Here is a 19,658-nt window from a genome sequence, read left to right as displayed (position 1 = left end):
TATGATTGCTCTACTTTCAATTGGAGTTGAACAATGTAAAATTGAGTCTCTAGGAAAAATACCATGCGCATCCACAGATGCAAAATTAGTGTATACAACTTTAAGGGATGTCTTAGCGGATGAGTTTTTGGATGTTCACAGCATCTGCTTATATAGCCCTACTCTTTCAGAGTTTGACAACACTCTATCTGTGTTAAGAAAGACATTAACTGGAGAGGATAAGTTGGTAATATATTTTAGTGGTCATGGAGAGTTAATACAAAATGAAAATTTAGATTTAATATTTAGTGATGCTGAGAGTTCCGAAAGAACTGGAAGATTAACTATATCAGGACTTAAAGATAAGTTACTTGGTGCTAAGTTCCAGAGCATACTATTACTAGATTCTTGTCATTCAGGAGCAGGATTAACTATTGCAAATAGCTCTAATATTTTTAGTAATGACCAAATTTCTATAATAACCTCAACTAATCCTTTTCAGCGAGCGAAGTTTGAAAAAGATGGAAGCTTGTTTACTCAATCCCTTTGTAAAGTCATTAATTATTTAAACGAATTAAATAAGACTATCTCTTTAAATTCGATTGCTGAAGAAATAAAAGCGCTTGGTGAGAGTTGTTATATTAATGTACAAAATGGCATATCAGATGTGGTCCTTAAGGCCAATGACATTGTACTAGTTGAAGATAGTGATGACTTCCAGAAAAGATTTCTTATAAGAATTAATGAATCAGATATTACTACTCGTGAAATGTATTGGTATTATCTTATGGATATCCCTGAAAAAACCAAACTAGAAGTAGTAGATAATTATTTATCTGACAGTTATCCTAGCGAACCTCATTGGCTAGTTAGAAGAGCGTTAGGTAGTCTTATTAGTGATCTGAAGATATATAACCGTAAAGAAAGAATAATTCTATCACTACTTGAATCTCAGAATTGGATGTACCAATGTATTGGTCTAATTGGGGCGCGTAAGGAAATAGATAATCAGTCAATTAGAGAGCGTGTTTATAATATTTTTGAAAAAGATACACAAATAGATGCAGTTTGGCTTGCGAATCTTTATACTACAGATAGTAAATATAGTAATATTGATTATGCATTAACTTCTTCACTTACTAAAACCTCTTGGGGAATACTGGATATCTGGATTCGTTATACAAATAAATTAGATCTACCCCATCTTTTAACGAGGATTGAAAAAACTGTAAAAGATAAGTCATTATTACAGCCCTTATATCTCCATTTATTTTTAAAAGGTATCATTTCAGAAACAGATATGGGTAAAGAGTTTGTTCCGTTGGAAGTAAAAAGTAGTAAGTTCATAAGTTTTATGTATGATTTAGAAACAAGGGGAAAAACTAAATCTGTAAGATTAAAATGGCTATTATCATCTCTTTATGGTAATTGGAGAGATCAAATAGATTTAAAATTGAACGAGTACATTTCAAATAATAATGTACAAGAAATTAATTCTGAGTTAAAAATAGCAGCTTACTTACCTTTAGTAGAGATGAGAATGGCTATTTTTCAGTATATGGCTATCTATAAAGACATCTTTGAGAGACATTATGAATCGTTAATCTGGGGGCTTAGAGATCCTCATCCATGGGTGAAAAGAACTGCTATAAAAGCATTTGTTTTTTATCCTGAATTGTTAAAAGAAGCGTTTACAGAGAATATTGACGGTAAATTGTATCCTGGTAAATTGGACTTTATACTTGAAGCAGTTAGTTTGGGAATCGATTGTAAAGATTTTATTAAGAAACAGGACTTAACAATTAATGAGCAAAAGAGTATAGATTGGGCTATAGAAAATACTCTTAAACACAACAAAATCATGATATAGCGTTTACTATTTCAATTTAAACGCTTAAAACTAGAAGAAGTAGGAGAGAAATTTCCTGCTTTTTTATCTGTTTGCATTTAAAAAGAATGAATTGATTTCTTAATTAATGCTAATTCAGCAAAATTCGGAGAGTGCTTAATCAATTCTAAAATTTCGGGAGGGACAAGGGATAGGTACCTTAGCCTGTCTAATTTTGGAATAGTGGGCCTGTCCCTCTGTCTCCTTAATGCATGTGAAGACGGTTTATCGGCAGATTTATAAATTAGGCAGTTTCCTGTGTTTTTTAGGGTGTAGAAACAGAAATATATAAAGGAATAATTTAAGAGGTTGAGTTTTATTAGAAGATTGAACAATTTAGCAACATATATTAATGCCCAGGTATTGATGGTTATTCACATTTTAATGATGTTATGAAAATGGACTTAGGGTATGAAATAAGAATTCCATTGAAGGAAGAAACTGAGTATATGGGAAACAGGTTGCTAGCAATACAATCTTGAATCCATACCGCTTACCCAGGAAAGACCGTTTATTGACATTAATAGATGTTTAAAAGATGAGAACGGGGATATTATCGGCGGAATACTGGCATGTTCAGCACTATTGCATATTCTGAGTATTGAAACACTATGGATAAAAGAAGAATATCGTAATCAGGGAGTTGCGAAACAACTATTAAATGTTGTAGAAACCGAGGCGAGAAAGATGGGTTGTCATCTTGCCTATTTGAGTAGATATGATTTTCAGGCAAAAGATTTTTATTTGAAAAATGGATATGAAATTTTTGGCATATTAGAGGACTGTCCTAAAGATCATATGCTATATCATTTATCCAAGAGACTATAAGTACACTGTACAAAGAGCAAGGGTACAGTTACCTTGTCCCGTCTGATTTTTATGGGACAGTGGACCTGTTAGACCTGTCCCTTAGTCCCTTTTAAAGACCTTTAGAAGGAGCTAAAGGGGACCTTTACAAGTTCTTAGTTAAGTATACACATAAACCTGTGGAAGAGATAGAAAGAGATTTTTCATAATTTATGAGACTGAAATTATCGGAAATACCCGGCTATAAGATGAACTTGGCGAATAAGAATGAAACAGAGGACGGTATCTGCCCCATCAGCAAAACCGTCCCCTATTTCATGTCAATCAATCCGTAAAATCCGGAAGCTCCCCATCCTCCTGAAGATAAACGAGTGTCGTAGGAAGCTTGACATCCCATTCATCCATTTGGCAAGGGTGTTGTGAATCAGGCGAACATACTGGCATTTCGCCATTTGTGTAGGCTTCAGCGTTTTCCTTCAATTCATCGATGATGGAGATGAAAAGAGGGTCGTTGAGGGCAGGAGGATTTCCGCCATTCCAAATTTCATTTGTTGCCATGTAATGCAAAACCGTTTCGTTATATTCTGGATGGACCGGGATGACGACTCGGGCTGAACCGGCCCGCAAGAAGTCTGTAAACTGCGGATCGATGTCGGTCAGTGGAAAGGTTTTGTCCCAGTTGCTTTTGCGGCCCCAGAAATACGGATAGAAGAGGTAGGTCATATTTTGCCATTCGAAAGACTGCTCGAAAAACTGCACCATTTTCCCTTCCACAATTGCTTCGCTTATATTAAACTCCCTGTATCCGTATTCGCCGTTATCTTCCATGGCATTAAACATTTCGTTTGAACGCCAGGTGCCGTCGACACGTGTTTTGGCAAAGTCATTTGTCAGCATCCGCAAGGAACCCTTCTTTAGTTCATCTTGTACAATCTTACGGTTAAATTCCGGGTTGCGGCCTTCGATTTCTACCCCCGCCTGGATTTGAGCTGCTGCAAGTTGTTCGTTGTATTCAGCGAGCTGTTGTTCATAGGCGTTCATGATCGCCTGGTAGGTTTTGATCTGCCAGGCTTGTTTTGCTTCCGGCTTCAACCTGCATTTCGCCACAACATTTATCTGGAAAGCAGTCAGCCAGCCGTTTACAGAGATCGGGATCACGCCCTCGAGTCCGTAAGCAGTAACTGAACCAAATGATTGTCCGGCAATATTACAAATCAAGAAGTAATCCGTATCTTTATTGCCCTGTATTTTCATTTTCCCGTAAAAGTCATCACAAATGTAATCCGGCGGGATGACGAGTTTTTCATTTGTCTTTGCATAAGCCGCATTTTTAAAGTCTGAGTGTGTTGTTTCTGCAAATGCTGCAGATATCCGTTTCACCTCATCGGGATAGGCTTCAACGTCCTGTACATTATATTCAGCCACAAAGTCAGTGTAGTTGGATTTATTTAGATGCTCAGGCTGCAGGGGTTTTCCGGATACCATTGGTTTTTTAGGCTTTTCCATCGTAAAGCCTCCCGCTTTCTGCTGCGACTGTAATTGCAGGTAGAAGGCAGCAGGTTCAGGCAGGATAAATTCAATCATAAGCCGGCGCCCGTAGTTGACCAGTTTTGCTTTATAATGTTTATCCACCCAACGGTAAATCCCGATGACGTGCCCTGAATTGTTATTGTCTTTGTTATTGAAGCCGTGTTCATTTGTTTCTGTGAAGCGCTCTAAAGTCCGATGGGTCCTTTCTTCACGGGCTCGTTTTTCGATGCGGGATACTGAGCGCTCTGTAACACTTTTTGCAAAAGAGGAGGCCGTCTTTGACGATTGTGAAGCTGATTGGTTGATCGCATAATCGGCATAGGCGGATGCGGATACTGGTCCATATTCTGCAGAGATGGAAGCCCCGGCCTTTAAACTCATTTGGTCTTCAATTGTTTTCTGGGCTTCTTTTTGCAGTTCGAACCGTTCAGTTGTTTGCAAATCCTTTTCATTTTCCTCCAGCTGTTCTGTCTCCGTGATGATGATATCTTCAGTCTCTCTGGACCGGCTATGGGTACGGGTCTTGAATTCACCTTGCATGATATTTTCAATATGAGCTACTTCACCTGCGGTATATTTACGCAGTTCTTGCTTAACGACAAGTAGATCCCCGATGCCTAACGGCTTAATCCCTCTGTCGGCAGCTGAATTGGACCTGTTCATGGCGTCCTCCAGCAAATCACCATGAAAATGGGCAATTGGAACATCCTCCAGGATCGCCTTAAATTCACTTGTGGCAATAACATATTGCATGGATTTTTTAGGGAGATTGCGCACGAATTGATTTGCCATGGTATATTTTTCCCCCTCTAGCCCGGAGATGACCTCGGCAGGTTCCAATTCTTCAAAACTGGCCTTGTGACCCGAGAGGACGTTCCATGCAGATTTGCTTAAAAACTCTTGCCCATATCCTTCAAATATCCATGGGGGAGAGTCATTCATTTCAATTGTTTTTACTTGATCAATTCCTTCTACTTTAAAGTCTGGAAACTTAGGGCCTTTTAAAGTAGGTATCTCTGTAACAAATTCAGTGTACTCAGTCACTTTACGGCTTTTCTGCGCTTTGTGAATTCGATCAACATTTTTAATTTCCTTGATTGTGGTGTTTATTGACTTCAGTTTGTCGTATACGTTTTTTAATTTCTCCCGAACCTGCTTTGCTTGCTTGTCTTCATTTCCGTTCTTTTCAATAAAAGGTCGCGGTACAAGGTCCATAGGAATGGCAGGTGTTACTTTTGATAACTCTTTTTCAGTTAAAGGTTTATCATTCTCCTTCTGGTTGGTAAGCAACTCAAGAAAATGAAAAGCGCGAACCCCTTCATAGACACGCTCTCTATTTTCAGGGCGTTTTTCAGGGGCAAGGGTGTGGGCATACAGCAGGTCCCAAAACAAATCCTTTAATCGAACTGCCCGCTCACTTTTCACATATTCTTTCAAGGGCTGTTCAAGTGCCTGTTCCAACGTTTTTTTTGCTTCAGCTACACTGTTTTGCCCCAATGCCTTTTCGATCAAATTTTTTAGATAGTCATGATTTTGGTCTAGTTCCTTTTGTTCGTTCTCCAAAAAATCAGAGGCCATATCAATCGCTTTATTGCGTGCATGTTCACCTTCGAGGCCTTCAACTTTTTTGTGCAGCGGCGACTTTTCTTTTTTATCGTATTCTGTAAATCGCTTAACGATATGTTCTTGAGGTGCTTCCCTGGCAGGGCGTACATTAACAAATTGAAACAAGTTTTCAGATGTCATCATGTTTCCCCTTTCTATTTGGCATTTGTGGGACGGTACGCTTTTCGGGCTTCCATACGAAGCTTTTTCCCGCGGCTTATGATTTTTTTTACTTCGTTGAGAGATATCTTGATTGGAGCATGGTGTTTAAGCGGCTCAACAGACTGGTTGTTTTCCGGGTCATCATACCCGCGAAATACTTTCCAGCCTTTATTCAGCACCTCAGTAAACCAGGGATTATCATCTTTGATCGGCACAAAAAATGTAGCTGCTGCCTTTTGTTGAGGGATCAACAAACTTACCCCTTTTTTAAATGCATAGTTAGGTGGCGCCACAGGTACTCCCCAGACGCTGTTCCGAAGCGTGTGGTTAATGATTGTTTGCGTTTTTTTCAATGAGAACCCGTACGTATTGAAATTTGCGTCTGCTATTGTCCTCCAGGTAAACTGATCCGGTTCCATTGCACTTTTCTTATACTTATCTTCCAATGAATACTTTCGGTCAGTTGCTTTCAGCTGTTCCTTGTGTTGGACAGTATGTACAATTGTTACGGGCACATATCCTTTGACTGCACGGTATCCCTTTTTTGGAGGAAGTGGATTTCGGAGAAAATATTCCAGTAATTCCAACCAATCAATGTAGTCGGCATCCTCGTCATCCTTCCAACGGAGCATCGTTTTGACAATATACCAATGGACGGCTACGGAGCATTCCCTCATTTTTTTATAGAAAGGCTCGGTTCCGTGATCTTTCGCCAAAAGGGAATGGCAGCCAATCCTGCCTGAGCCGATCCATTCATAAAATCGTTCTTTTGCATAAAATTTGAAAGCGTTCATCAAGATTTTTTTGAATTTTTCAGGAAGCCATTTTTGCAAAAAAGCGATTGGACTGGTGACAAAAGCGGTGATATCCGTAATCGCTTCGTATAGCGACTTGCTTAGTTTATGGATGGAATACGCTCTGCTTCCTTCGACGATCACGTTTAAAAATGCTTCCTGCACTTCCGTGGGTGCTTTATTCAGATAAGTAGTTTCACGGGCCACCTGTACAGCAATCAACCTCGAAATCGTCGGTTTTCTTAAGTTCTTTATATCTGTTCCATATTTCTTTTTGTACTTCTGGGCGATCTTGTTGTCCTCATCCTCCACGGCCTGTTTTGGATTATTGATAAATTCCAGCGTATCCCGAATGGTTTTCTGTATTTTTTGCTCGATTTTTGAGGGATTGCTTGCATATTTCTTTCCTGATTGGAACAGCTGGTGTCCCTTTGCATACGGATCAGGCACCTTGCCGCCCCATAATTCTTCCGTTAAATGTGCTAAGGAGAGAATCGTGTCTTTAAAATCGAAGTATCCTGTTACTACCCAATCCTCGTCAGGGTGCTTGCTCCAATCGGATAGCGGTGCAGTGAGGTGTCGTTTCAAGCGTTTTTTATAAGTCGTGTAAGTGCGGTCGATCATTTCGTTGTCGGTCTTCGGCGGGATGATGCCGGAAATGAAATAAGACCCCAGGCGTTTTGCGGCAAGCTCAACCCAATTGGAATGAGCAAAGAAATCCTCAACTTGATGCAGGGCGTGTCCCAGTTTTGCAAGTGTGATGTTCCAATCTGGGTCGTCTTCTTTAATCCCTTTCTTAAAGGCGTTTTTAAAAGCAAGGTCCACTTCTGACAACAATCCTGCAGTCATTTCAATATCGTCGCGCAAATAGGAGTACAAGTCAGGGTCTATTCTCTTCTTGTTGCGGGGGGATCTCGTCCCTGCCTTTTTTCCTGAAGCGACACGAAATGGTTTCTTTGGAGTTTGTTTTCCTGGTGCATAAATGGAGGGGTTCTGTGATGGAAGAATTTCTGGACGGTCAAGGTGTTCGAATGGGTAATATTGTGTATAGGCGCCAGGGCGGTCATCTGCCGGTGATTGATTCGTGCTTCCCCTGGTATTGTTTGGACGTCCAAAGACACTCATAAAACAATCGAAATCCAATCGTTGATCTGTCGTGGAAGAATCTGGATGAACAAATTTGAAATAACCAGTGATTAAGAAAGCATCCCGGAAAAACTTCGCTACCCGTGAGTTGCGTTCATCATTCTGAGCCTTAAATAAAAAATCGATATTGTTATGCAAGTTACTCTTAATGCCTTTGAGGTAGGGGTCTATGTCTGGTTTGAGTGATTTGAGGGCAAAGTCTCCAGCGGATTCATTGATTTCATAAATAGTTGACACTACTTCATCCAGGACAGCATTAATGGAGTTCTTTACGTCTTTTATCGATGATTCAATTCCCTGTTTAATCTTATTCGAGCTGGCTGCATAGGCGACGGGATCAACAGCTTGACTGACATCCGTCAGCCAGTTCCCCAAATAGAATGCATGGATACTCCGATTATTTTTCCCAATAGCCTCCTCCAACAACGGGATTCCTGCTGTTTTGGCGACATCTTCATGTCCATGGGTGTTCATATCTAACCTCCTTTCATCAATTAACAAATGATTATAAAGATTACTTCAATCATTTGTTAAAAAACCCTTTAATTAGTTTAGAGGGAGGGACAGGTACCTTGTCCCGTCTGATTTTTATGGGACAGTGGACCTGTCCCTGCTTTGACACGCTGGTGGAATATGTGGTCAAATTGGAGTTAGTTTAACTCGATGGTTCTCAATAGGCAGAGGAGAACCTGAAAGAAAGAGGGGTTATCATGGAAGCAAACAAAAAATGGATGGCAATCCCAAAAGACGTCCGAAATGAGTTGCTGAACAACGTCTGGTGCGGCAATTGTTCAGGTGAAACATCGATTGTTGGTTTTATTATTGAGGATAGTGAAATGGGCATTGTCCTGAAGGGGAAGTGTAAAACCTGTGGTCGTGACGTGGCGCGGGTTGTTGATTAGGATTATACTGAGAAAGAAACAGGAGACGGTTTTGCAGATGCAGAACCGTCCCCTGTTTCTTTATATGTGTAAATCACTGAAATATTTCCAGCCATTGTTAATCCATAAAAAATTTTCATACCTTTATGTATTTTTTATGCACTTATTCCCAATCATTAGGGAATAAGTGCTTTTGTGTGCAATCTTGCAAATTCATACACAACAATTTCTGGTCAACGAAAGCCCTTACATCCCTTATGAAAGCGTTATATAATGAATCCATAGATGATCATCATATTTTATAAAAGTGCAAAAATGCAAATTTGCTAATTTGAACAGGAGGATCCTTTCATGGTTTTGGATAAAAGACGCGCGTACATGTTATCCATTATTCAGCAATCGCCGGATCCGGTCAAAACGGAAGAGTTAATGCGGAAAATCGGGATATCACAGCGGACTGTATATTATGATCTGGATCAAATCAATGCATGGCTGGAGAGTCAAGGTCTTGAAACGGTTAAAAATGTCCATGGCCAGGGGTTTTTCTTGCCGGAGGGATCAAAAGGAAAACTGAAAGTGGACGCGCAGTACACGTTCAGTGACTGGGAATATCAATATTCCGAGCAGGAGCGGATCTTGTTGATTCTTGCAAAGGTACTGGCAGAGGAGGAAGCTTCCTCTACAAAATCTTTCATGGATCTGACGAACATGAGCCGCGGAACGATTGTCAGCGATCTGAAAAAGGTCAAGAAAACGTTGCAGCAGCATGCCATTCACCTGCGGTACCAGAGAGGAAAAGGTTATGTTGTGGAAGGGCCGGAAGAAGCGAAGCGGACGCTGTTATCCGATGTGTTGTCCAGGATTTTGCTGAATAAGGACTGGCACACGGTGAGGGGAAAAGTGTATGAGATGATCCAATCCGGCCCGGAGAAGACAGTTGATGAAGAAGGGGAACGGAGTGAAATCCGAAAGCTCATTTATGATGCTGAGAGAGAAATCGGGTACACCCTGACAGATGAAATGGTGGAAATGCTCTCCCTGCAATTGATGATAATTTTAAAAAGGGTCCAGGCCGGTAAACACGTTGAGGTCAACGCTGAAGAGAAGAAAGTTCTTCAGCAGACCGAATACTACAAAGCTGCGAAAAAAATCATGGAGAAATTATCGGCGCAGCGCAGCATTTCCTTCCGTGAAGATGAAGTTTGTTTTTTCACGATGCACTTGCTCGGTTCGAAAATTCAGCCTGATGATTTAGGCAATTACACAGAGCAGGAAATGAAGGGGTTAAGGGATGTTGTCGCAAGGATGATCAGGGATTTTCAGTCCTATGCCGGTGTCATCTTCGACGATGTTGGCGAATTGGAAGATAACCTGGTTCTTCATATAAAACCCGCCTATTACCGGTTGAAGTATGGCGTCAGGATTGGAAACGACCTGGCAGAAAGCATCCAAAACAATTACAAGGATATCTACCAATTGACAAAGCGGGTCATCCTTCACCTTGAATACTTTGTGGGGAAGCCTGTGCCTCCAGAGGAAGCAGCATACATCACCATGCATTTCATCGGCTGGCTGGCAAGAGAGGAAAAGCAAATCGAAACGAAATATAGAGCCATTATTGTTTGTGAGAATGGAATCGGCACTTCCAACCTCTTAAAAACCCAATTGGAAAATTTGGTTGCCGGTCTTGATGTCACGAAAACAGCATCTGTGCGGCAGTTCCTTGCAAATGAGCAGGAAGCGGATATCATTTTCTCCACAACATTTATAAAGTCTGAACATATTCCAATCATTTATGTGCCCGCTATTTTAACAAATGTGGAAAAAGAGCAAATTCTTCAGCAAATGAATGAGTTGCTGGATGGAAAAGCTCCTCAGCAAGAACGGGACTTAGCCGATGAAATCATGGATGTTGTTGAAAAGCATGCCACGATTCACGAACGGACAAATCTAAAGGCAGAGTTATCCTTTCTGTTGGAAAAGGATGCTCCAATAAAGAAAAAGGAGCCGAGGAAGCCTATGCTTAAAGAATTATTGACTGAGCAGACAATACGTTTCCAGGATCGTGCTTCCAGTTGGGAAGAAGCGATTCAAATCGCAGCAGAACCGTTGGTTGAACAAGACTACATCCAGGAAGAATATATCGAAGCGATGATTGATAACGTGAAAAAAATGGGAGCTTATATTGTAATCGCCCCAAGGATTGCCCTTCCTCACGCGAGACCTGAAGAAGGCGTGAAGCGATTGGGGATGAGTTTACTCTTGCTCAAGGAACCAGTACATTTTTCTGAAAAAGAAAAACATCGCGCCAATTTGATCATTGTGCTTGCGGCTATTGACAATCAGACGCATCTGAAAGCGCTTGCTCAGCTATCTGAAATGCTATCGGATGAAGAAAATATCGACCGGCTCATCGCGGCAGCCAGCCCGAAAGAAGTGGTCGGCATTATAGAACAAAATGAAAGCAAGACTAAAACCTATTAACCAAGGAGGAAGTAATGATGAAAAAAATTATAGTCGTGTGCGGAAATGGACTGGGAAGCAGTATGATCGTCGAAATGAATGCGAAAGCACTTTTGAAGGAGATGGGAAGGGAAGCGGAAGTCACCCATACCGACCTTTCCACTGCAAAGACGGAACAGGCTGATATTTTCATCGGATCGGAAGACATTGTCGATAAACTGGCGGAAGTCCATCCGAATGTAGTGAAACTCAAAAACCTGATGGACAAGAATGAATTGCGTGAAGCGTTGGAGGCGAACGTTTAATTTTAATAAAGGCAAATATATTTGGGAGGTTATAACGTGGTTGATATCATAATGAAGGACATTTTAGGTTCACCTGCCATTCTTGTGGGATTGTTTGCATTGTTCGGCCTTCTCATCCAAAAGAAGAATATCGCAGATGTCACTTCGGGTACGTTGAAAACCGTGATGGGATTCGTCATTCTCGGAGCAGGTGCGAATGTACTTGTCCAATCTTTGGGCCAATTCAGCAGTATGTTCAACAAAGCATTTTCTGTTGATGGCGTTATTCCGAACAACGAGGCAATTGTAGCCCTTGCCCAGGAAAGCTTTGGCGCGGAAACAGCAATGGTCATGCTGTTCGGAATGGTTGTGAATATTTTACTTGCCCGTTTCACACCATTCAAATATATCTTTTTAACAGGCCATCACACGATGTTCATGGCAGCGATGATTTCGGTAATCCTGGTTACGGGCGGCATTACGGGGGTTCCGATGGTGATCATCGGTTCCATTATCCTTGGCTCATTGATGGTGCTTTCACCGGCGATGCTGCAGCCGTTCACAAGAAAGATAACAGGATCTGATGATTTTGCAGTCGGGCACTTCGGGTCAGTTGGGTACCTGGTGTCGGCGCTTGTTGGAAAAGCTGTCGGGAAAAATTCCAAATCAACAGAAGAGCTGAAAGTTCCAAAGTCTTTAGGTTTTCTACGGGACACGTCGGTTTCTGTCTCACTCACAATGGTCCTGTTATTCTTTGTCGTAGCTTTCTTTGCAGGGCCTCAATATATTGAAACGGAACTGAGCGGCGGCCAAAACTTCCTTGTCTTTTCCTTTATGCAAGGCCTTACCTTCGCCGTAGGGGTTTACATCATTCTTGCCGGTGTACGGATGCTCCTGGGGGAAATTGTTCCGGCATTTAAAGGGATTGCGGACCGGATTGTGCCAAATGCCAAACCGGCCCTTGATTGCCCGGCTGTGTTTCCGTTCGCGGGAAATGCAGTGATTATCGGCTTCTTGAGCAGCTTTGTTGCAGGCCTGGTCAGCATGCTTTTCTTGCCGCTGTTCGGCTTGAAAGTGATTGTCCCGGGGCTCGTTCCTCACTTCTTCACAGGCGCAGCGGCGGGCGTATTCGGCAATGCGACCGGTGGACGAAAAGGGGCCGTCTTTGGCTCCATGGCCAATGGAGTCATCATCAGTTTTCTTCCAGCCCTGCTGCTCCCGGTTCTCGGGTCTCTCGGATTTGAAGGCACAACATTTGGAGATGCAGATTTCGGTGCAGTCGGAATTGTGCTTGGAAACTTGATTAGACTGATCGAATCGAACACGCTAGCCATTACTGCGATTTTAGGCGTGCTCGGTGTCATGTTCCTTCTTGGCTGGAAACGCCATACGAAGGGAAATAAAGATAAAGCTCCGGCTGCTTAATTGAAAGGCTGTGTTAAAGCTCATTGTTAATTTTTACACTAGTTGATTGGAGTGGAAGGTGCGAGACTCCGGCGGGACTAGCGGGACAGGTGAGACCCCGCAAGAGCGATAGCGATGAGGATGCTCACCGCCCGCCCCGCGGCAAAGAAGACACTGTGAGTGCGACCGGAGGGAAGCAGGAACAGATGTCGCACTTGTGCCTATGGTGAAAGCGAGTACCTGCAACGGAAATCAACACTAACGTTTAACAGAGCCAATTGAAAAGATGGGGGACAAGGGGGACAGGCACCTTGTCCCTTTTGGTTTTTTGGGACATTGGACCTGCCCCTCGAATCATTCACACCCTATGAGCGCAATATAACAATAGAATTGAAATTCATGAAAAGGTGATGAAGTAATGAGGGCTGTACAAGTCACAGGGTATGGGGACGTAGACAAGTTAAGAGTAGTCGAAATTCCCAGGCCGGAGCCGAAAGCAAATGAAGTTCTTGTGAAAGTGAAGGCATGTGCCATTAATAATACGGAAATCTGGATGAGAGAAGGGGCTTATGGCACCGATTCCAAGTCCGGCTGGCGGCCAGAAGGGGTTCAGTTCCCGCGTATACCCGGATCAGATATAGCTGGAGAAATTGTTGAAGTTGGCGGCCAAGCAGATGAATCCCTGGCAGGAAAGAGTGTCGTTTTGTTCCCTTTCACTTCCACTGGAGAAGAGGGGACTGAACATATCTCTGAAGACATGTCTTTTATAGGGTCGGAATATGACGGGGGTTATGCTGAATATGTGGTGTGGCCTGCTGACCTTTGTTTTGAGATGCCCCTTTCCACTTATTTGGAAAGTGCCGTTTTTTCAGTAAGCGGGTTGACGGCATGGCATATGGTCAAACAAATTCAAGTGAAACCTGGCGAGACAGTTATGGTCACAGGGGCAAACGGCGGAGTTGGATCATTGAATGTGCAAATTGCCTCTAAAGTGTTTGGAGCTAAGGTTATTGCCATAATTGGCGATTTAGAAGGTGAAGAAAGAATGAAGGAATTAGGGGCAGCGCACGTATTATCCTACAGATCCGATAATTTACAAAAAGAAATTTTAAAAGTGAATGGCGGCCCGATCGACTCGGTTTTGGATGTGGTGGGAGATGCTTTGTTTTCCGCAGCTCTTCAGGTTCTGAAAAAAGGGGGAAAGTTCTGTATTTCCGGATCTGCCGGCGGTCAAAAGACAAATCTTGATTTTAGAACGCTGTATTTAAAACATATTACAATGTATGGATCCGTGTTAGGGACGAGAGAAGAATTTAAAGAAATGCTTCAAGCGGTCTCCGAAGGCAAAATCAAGCCGGTCATTGATAAGACCTTTCCTTTGGAAAAAGTGAAAGAAGCCCAAGTTTATTTTAAACATAAAGGGAAGGTAGGGAAGATCGTATTACTCCCTTAAAATGCTCATTAAGATTCCTGGCCCCGGCCGCGATAACGCTCCGGGGCCAGGGATCTTTTATACCGTTTTATACCTTCCCGGTATATGTCGAATATCGACAAACTTCGAGAAGTGACAGGCACTATTAAATCAGTTTTACTATCCACATATAAGTTACAGGAAATAAAAATGAAATTCTGTGCATATAATCCCTTTAGAGCCAAGGAGGTGGTTGAGCATATGCACGAACAGCAATCATCGATGCTTTCCTGGATCGATCCCTATGTCTACCAGACATTATTGTCCATTCAGGGTAAAAGGATCGTTGTAGAAACAACCCGAGGGTCTTTAAGGGGAAGGCTTCAGACAGTAATGCCTGATCATATTGTTATCGAAGTCAATCAAGTTCCTTTTTTCGTCAGAACTCAACAAATAGTATGGGTCTCACCTTCCCAGGGGTAAGGAGGGAAAGATATGTTCAAACGAATTGACCGTATGCAAATTGAGCTCACGATACCTGCTCATGGAGATGCTAATGCTGCGGCTGCAGTCCAGGAATTGCTCGGGGGACGTTTTGGTGAAATGTCTACACTCAATAATTACATGTATCAATCCTTTGCATTCAGAAATAAAAAGAAGCTCAAACCATTCTATGACCTTGTGGCCAGTATAACTGCAGAGGAATTTGGCCATGTAGAGCTAGTGAATAACACGATCAACTTATTGACAAGGGGAATCACTTTCCCCGGAGATCCTGACACTACACCGCTAAGAGGCGGACTGGACAAACGGAATACGTACCAGTTCATCGCCACAGCTCAGACAGCACTGCCGGGGGACTCAATGGGTAAATCCTGGACAGGTGATTATGTCTTTAACAGTGGAAACCTGGTGCTCGACCTCATGCATAACTTTTTCTTGGAGCTGGGAGCCCGCACCCATAAAATGCGGGTTTACGAAATGACTGATCACCCTACAGCTCGTGAAATGATTGGTTACCTTCTTGTTCGGGGCGGGACCCATGCACTTGCTTATGCCAAAGCAATCGAGATAGTAACCGGTGTTGATGTGAAGAAAATGTTGCCAGTGCCCAACTTGGATAATTCTCAATTTGATTATGCCCGCAAATATGAAGAACAAGGATTAAATAACATTTTATATACTTGGAGTGATAGTGATTATAAGGATATTAAGCAGATTTGGAAGGGCACCAACCCGGAGACCGGCGAACAATTAAAAGTAATCGAAGGGACACCAAAAGGAGCACCGATCCCTGACCTGGATGATCTTCCTGAGCAGTTCGCTCCCGGGATCGACAGGGATGACTACCAACGCATCTACAAAAAGTTGATGGAAAACCTATAACATAAATAAGGGGAAAGAGTCGCAATTAAAATGGACAGAATTAAAAAGAGGGTGCCTTATTTGAGCAGCTAATGGATGATTCCGGTATTGAGCCGGAGTCTTTTTTAATGACCATTGAGAGGGACAAAGGGACAGGTACCTTGTCCCGTCTGATTTTATATAGGACAGTGGACCTGTCCCTCTCGGCGATGCTAGAGATGAAGCCGGAGCGGATTGTTTATGTTTCGTGTAATCCGGCGACGGTGGCTCGTGACCTCAATTAAGCATTATTATTCTAAAAAAGGTATTCGGCTGGTGAAATAGAAGATTTAAACGATGAGGAAAGATGAGCTGCCTATGGGGACAGGTGCCTTATCCCGTCTGATTTTTATGAAACAGTGGACCTGTCCCTCTGGTCCCCATATTAAATTATTTTTGTTAAATGTTATTCACATTTATAGAGGTGTGATGAAAATGGACTTTAGGTATAAAATATCAACTCCGATAGAGGAAGAAACTGAGTATATCGGAAACAGGTTGCTAAACTACAATCTTGAATCGATACCGCTTTCCCAGGAAAAGCCGTTTATTGACATTAACAGATGCATAAAAGATGAGAATGGGGATATTATCGGCGGGATACTGGCATGTTCAGCGTTATGGAATATTCTAAGCATTGAAACATTATGGGTGAAAGAGGAATATCGTAATCGAGGAATTGCGAACCAACTATTAGATGTTGTAGAAACCGAGGCAAGAAAGATGGGGTGTCATCTTGCCTATTTGAGTACATATGATTTTCAGGCAAAAGATTTTTATTTGAAAAATGGCTATGAAATTTTTGGTGTATTAGAGGATTGCCCTAAAGATCATAAGCTTTATCATTTATCCAAGAGATTATGAGTACAACCTGTAAATCACAGATTATTGATAAGAAAGGGGACGGAAAATGAAACGGCGGCAACTTGGAAAGACGGGAATTGAGGTATCCGAAGTCGGTTTTGGGGCATGGCAGCTGGGCAATGCGCAGGACTGGTCCGGAACGACGGAAACAGAAGGGATCAGGCTTGTTCATGAAGCGCTGGAACAGGGCTGCACCTTTTTTGATACGGCACCTAACTATGGGTTGGGAAACAGTGAGACTATACTTGGTAAGGCGCTGAAAGGGAAAAGAAGTGAAGCGGTCATCAGTTCCAAATTCGGCCATCATTCGGATGGGTCCGTCAACTACGACCCCAATCTGATCCGTCAATCTGTGGAGGCGAGCTTGAGCAGGCTGGAAACCGATTATCTCGATTCCGTCCTCCTTCATAATCCTCCTTTTGATGATTTATCCGGGGAGGGTGGCCATTTTGCGGAACTTGAACAGCTGAAAAAGGAAGGGAAAATCCGTGCGTACGGTGCTTCCGTTGATACAGCGAAGGAAATGGAGAAATTGCTTGAATCAACTGGCAGCCAGGTGATTGAGGTGATGTTCAATATTTTTCACCAGGAACCTAAGCAGGCCTTCAAGAAAGCGGAAGAAGCGGGAGCCGGCCTGATTATCAAGGTGCCGCTCGATTCGGGCTGGCTTTCCGGCAAATATGATGCAAACAGTGAGTTTTCGGACATCCGCAGCCGCTGGAGCAAGGAGCAGCTGAGTAAACGAGCTGAGCTGCTTCCGGTTGTCAGGGAGCTGCTTGAACCGGGGGAATCAATGGCACAGGCCGCCCTCCGTTTCATTCTTCATTTTAAAGAGGTTTCGACCGTTATTCCCGGTGCCAAAAGTCTGGAACAATTAATTGGGAACCTCTCTTCAGCGGAAAAACAGATGCCAGAGGCAACAGTTGAAAAATTGGAGCAGCTTTGGAAGGAAGAACTCGAACATCAGCCGCTTGGATGGTAAGTGGAATGATATAAACATGAGAGAAGATGCTGTTGAACTGAATCGGCAGTGTAAAGGGCGGGGGCGTTGAGGATGATCATCGCAAATATGGAAGCTATGCATGCGGAACAGGCGGCGGAGATTTTTGTCCATCAGTATCAGAAGGCCCGAAACCAGTATCCGCTTCTTCCGGATAAGTATGAAGAGAAAGAAGTTGTGTCCAGGTTGCTGAAAGACATGCTAATGAGCAATGAGGGTGTCGTTGCCATAGCAGAAGGGGAGGTCATCGGATATTTAGCCGGTTTCAAAATAGCGGAGTTTAAGAGTTCGAATTGCGGGGTGTATACACCGGAATGGGCGCATGGCGCATCCGGGGAGAATGCAGACGCGGTATTTGAGAAGATGTACGCTGCCATTTCTTCCAGGTGGCTGCAAGATGGGTGCATTGTCCACGCCATTACGGCATTGGGCAACGAGCAGAAGAGGATCGATCAGTTGTTTTGGAACGGGTACGGGATGCACGTTGTTGACGGTGTAAGGGAAGTTCAAGCGGTGGGGGAGGCTGAACAAGAGGGAATCCATATCAGAAACGGGCACCCTGGAGACGCGGGTCAATTGGTGGATTTACTAGATGAACACGAAACCTATCTTGCTTCTGCCCCGATTTTTTTGCCGCAACGGAATAAATATACGAGGGAGGCCATCCTGAGCTGGTTTGATCATCCTGATCTGACAGTCACAGTGGCAGAAAGGGAGGGTGTCATCGTCGCGATCATGAACACGGAAAGCGGTGCCGACAATGCGTGCACAATCGTTCGGGACAGGCAGACGCTTGCGATAAAGGAAACCCATACGATGGCTGCGTTCAGGGGTTTGGGCATTGGCAAGGCGCTGCTGCATCATGTGGAACGTTATGCATCGAATAACGGCTATGAACGGTTATCAGTCGACTTCGAATCTGCCAATCAGTCTGCGAGAACGTTCTGGATGACTCATTTCCGCCCTGTTTGCTATTCCTTGATCAGGTATTTGGATGATAGGAATGTGAGACGGTAAATTGAGTGCTGTCATTACCCGGGTTGTGCCGCTGACATAACGGGGAGTGACATGAGTGCCTGTCACTCCCGGGTGCCATCAGTTGCTTCCGCTGCCCTTTTTTCTATTTGCAATCATAAAAGGGAGATATAATAGCCAGAATGTCAGCAATGTAATCATTTCTAAAGGGATAATATAAAATGGCCAGGGGCCAAGATAATCAATAATTGATGGATTAACCGGCTTTTTGGAAATGAACATGTAATTGCCGTTTAATAAAAAATTCAGGATGAAAATAAGAAATGTATAGATGTTTAGGATTAGAAATGCTCTCCATAAGGAACGGGCGGTCGGTTTGAATTTTTCTACAAAAATCATCCAGACGTTTGCAGCCACAATTGCACCATGAGAAACAAAAAAGTGAATATAGCGGAAGTGCGGAAACGTATACTGGCTCAGATCCGGGGTGATCATCGCCTGCAATGCACTTCCTACACCTGCAAAGTAGGTGAATTCAAATAAGAAATAGCTTTTTGTTAAGATTAAAATGGATGAAAGGATCAAAGATAGACTGCTAAGGTGAAGAGGCAAGGAATACCTGATATCCCAAATGCCAACCCAGCCTAACCAGGTATGCAGGCTGATTTCGGAAATGAATAGCGCAAGAAAAATAACCAGGCGCAGCATTAGATTCAGCCTTTTCTGCCTTAATGGCTTACGAAATAAAAAAATGAAAAATAGTATGAGGATCAATGCCGTTAACGTTAACAGATGGGTTGTGGAAAACAGTTCGAAAGGCTTTGTCCCATCTTGTTGAAAATACCTGCTCATCCTTCTCCCTCCTAATCAAATTGCTATTATGTTGCGTAAGAGAGAGCGGTTCATACAAACCTTTTCCCTGTAACATGCCTGGTCATTCCCGTGAATCATCTTGTTTTAAATATATACCATACGAAAAGCCCTAAATGCATAATAACAGAAGGCGCCGATGCGGGTAATATCGGTTTTGACAGCCGTTTCAGAAGGCGGCTGGCGAATTG

General features: G+C 42.9%; 15 protein-coding genes and 1 pseudogene. 13 read left to right on the top strand and 3 right to left on the bottom strand.

What is annotated here, in order from left to right; all coding sequences use genetic code 11:
• The first annotated feature begins 1 nt into the window (after position 1).
• Both A4U59_RS12600 and A4U59_RS22595 read left to right on the top strand, forming a co-directional pair.
• A complete protein-coding gene (locus A4U59_RS12600; protein ID WP_070120933.1) occupies positions 2-1,849 on the top strand; it encodes a caspase family protein in 1,848 nt (615 codons plus the stop codon).
• Between the two features lie 504 nt (positions 1,850-2,353).
• Positions 2,354-2,695, top strand: coding sequence for a GNAT family N-acetyltransferase (locus A4U59_RS22595; RefSeq protein ID WP_083270830.1), 342 nt, complete (start codon positions 2,354-2,356; stop codon positions 2,693-2,695).
• A 303-nt stretch (positions 2,696-2,998) separates the two neighbouring features.
• Here the strand turns inward: A4U59_RS22595 and A4U59_RS20910 are convergent, their stop codons facing one another.
• Positions 2,999-5,953 carry a hypothetical protein gene (locus A4U59_RS20910; protein ID WP_211274937.1) on the bottom strand — a complete coding sequence of 985 codons (2,955 nt, stop codon included), beginning with the start codon at positions 5,951-5,953 and terminating at the stop codon, positions 2,999-3,001.
• An 11-nt stretch (positions 5,954-5,964) separates the two neighbouring features.
• A complete protein-coding gene (locus A4U59_RS12590) occupies positions 5,965-8,385 on the bottom strand; it encodes an HET-C-related protein (RefSeq protein WP_070120932.1) in 2,421 nt (806 codons plus the stop codon).
• Between the two features lie 236 nt (positions 8,386-8,621).
• On the opposite strand from A4U59_RS12590, the gene A4U59_RS12585 reads away from it, so the two are divergent.
• The 11 genes and pseudogenes from A4U59_RS12585 (at position 8,622) to A4U59_RS12540 (ending at position 18,639) form a co-directional block, all read left to right on the top strand.
• Positions 8,622-8,813 (top strand): hypothetical protein, encoded by a 192-nt coding sequence (locus A4U59_RS12585; protein ID WP_070120931.1) that lies wholly within the window; start codon positions 8,622-8,624, stop codon positions 8,811-8,813.
• A gap of 330 nt (positions 8,814-9,143) precedes the next feature.
• The gene (locus tag A4U59_RS12580) at positions 9,144-11,276 is read left to right on the top strand and encodes a BglG family transcription antiterminator (protein ID WP_070120930.1); all 2,133 of its coding nucleotides are present in this window, start codon (positions 9,144-9,146) and stop codon (positions 11,274-11,276) included.
• Positions 11,277-11,293: 17 nt separating this feature from the next.
• Complete coding sequence (locus A4U59_RS12575; RefSeq protein WP_070120929.1) at positions 11,294-11,560, top strand: PTS sugar transporter subunit IIB; 267 nt, start codon at positions 11,294-11,296, stop codon at positions 11,558-11,560.
• A gap of 36 nt (positions 11,561-11,596) precedes the next feature.
• Positions 11,597-12,964 (top strand): PTS ascorbate transporter subunit IIC, encoded by a 1,368-nt coding sequence (locus tag A4U59_RS12570; protein WP_070120928.1) that lies wholly within the window; start codon positions 11,597-11,599, stop codon positions 12,962-12,964.
• Positions 12,965-13,361: 397 nt separating this feature from the next.
• Complete coding sequence (locus A4U59_RS12565; RefSeq protein ID WP_070120927.1) at positions 13,362-14,396, top strand: zinc-binding dehydrogenase; 1,035 nt, start codon at positions 13,362-13,364, stop codon at positions 14,394-14,396.
• Between the two features lie 84 nt (positions 14,397-14,480).
• Positions 14,481-14,837, top strand: coding sequence for a YuzF family protein (locus A4U59_RS22490; protein WP_342670197.1), 357 nt, complete (start codon positions 14,481-14,483; stop codon positions 14,835-14,837).
• Positions 14,838-14,849: 12 nt separating this feature from the next.
• Complete coding sequence (locus tag A4U59_RS12555) at positions 14,850-15,740, top strand: manganese catalase family protein (RefSeq protein WP_070120925.1); 891 nt, start codon at positions 14,850-14,852, stop codon at positions 15,738-15,740.
• 179 nt (positions 15,741-15,919) lie between these two features.
• A pseudogene (locus A4U59_RS21765) lies at positions 15,920-15,997 on the top strand (tRNA (uracil-5-)-methyltransferase); the annotation flags it as partial.
• A gap of 58 nt (positions 15,998-16,055) precedes the next feature.
• Positions 16,056-16,622: a GNAT family N-acetyltransferase gene (locus A4U59_RS12550; RefSeq protein WP_211274936.1), complete on the top strand. Its 567-nt coding sequence runs from the start codon at positions 16,056-16,058 to the stop codon at positions 16,620-16,622.
• A gap of 46 nt (positions 16,623-16,668) precedes the next feature.
• Positions 16,669-17,604 (top strand): aldo/keto reductase, encoded by a 936-nt coding sequence (locus A4U59_RS12545; protein ID WP_070120924.1) that lies wholly within the window; start codon positions 16,669-16,671, stop codon positions 17,602-17,604.
• Between the two features lie 72 nt (positions 17,605-17,676).
• Positions 17,677-18,639 (top strand): GNAT family N-acetyltransferase, encoded by a 963-nt coding sequence (locus A4U59_RS12540; RefSeq protein ID WP_070120923.1) that lies wholly within the window; start codon positions 17,677-17,679, stop codon positions 18,637-18,639.
• Positions 18,640-18,717: 78 nt separating this feature from the next.
• On the opposite strand, the gene A4U59_RS12535 is transcribed toward A4U59_RS12540, so the two are convergent.
• Positions 18,718-19,449, bottom strand: coding sequence for a YwaF family protein (locus A4U59_RS12535; protein WP_070120922.1), 732 nt, complete (start codon positions 19,447-19,449; stop codon positions 18,718-18,720).
• Positions 19,450-19,658 lie beyond the last annotated feature (209 nt).

This window comes from Bacillus marinisedimentorum (assembly GCF_001644195.2).
In the GTDB taxonomy this organism is placed as follows: Bacteria; Bacillota; Bacilli; order Bacillales; family Bacillaceae_O; genus Bacillus_BL; species Bacillus_BL marinisedimentorum.
Note: the sequence above shows the minus strand (reverse complement) of the source record. Positions and strands in the feature narration are given on the sequence as shown.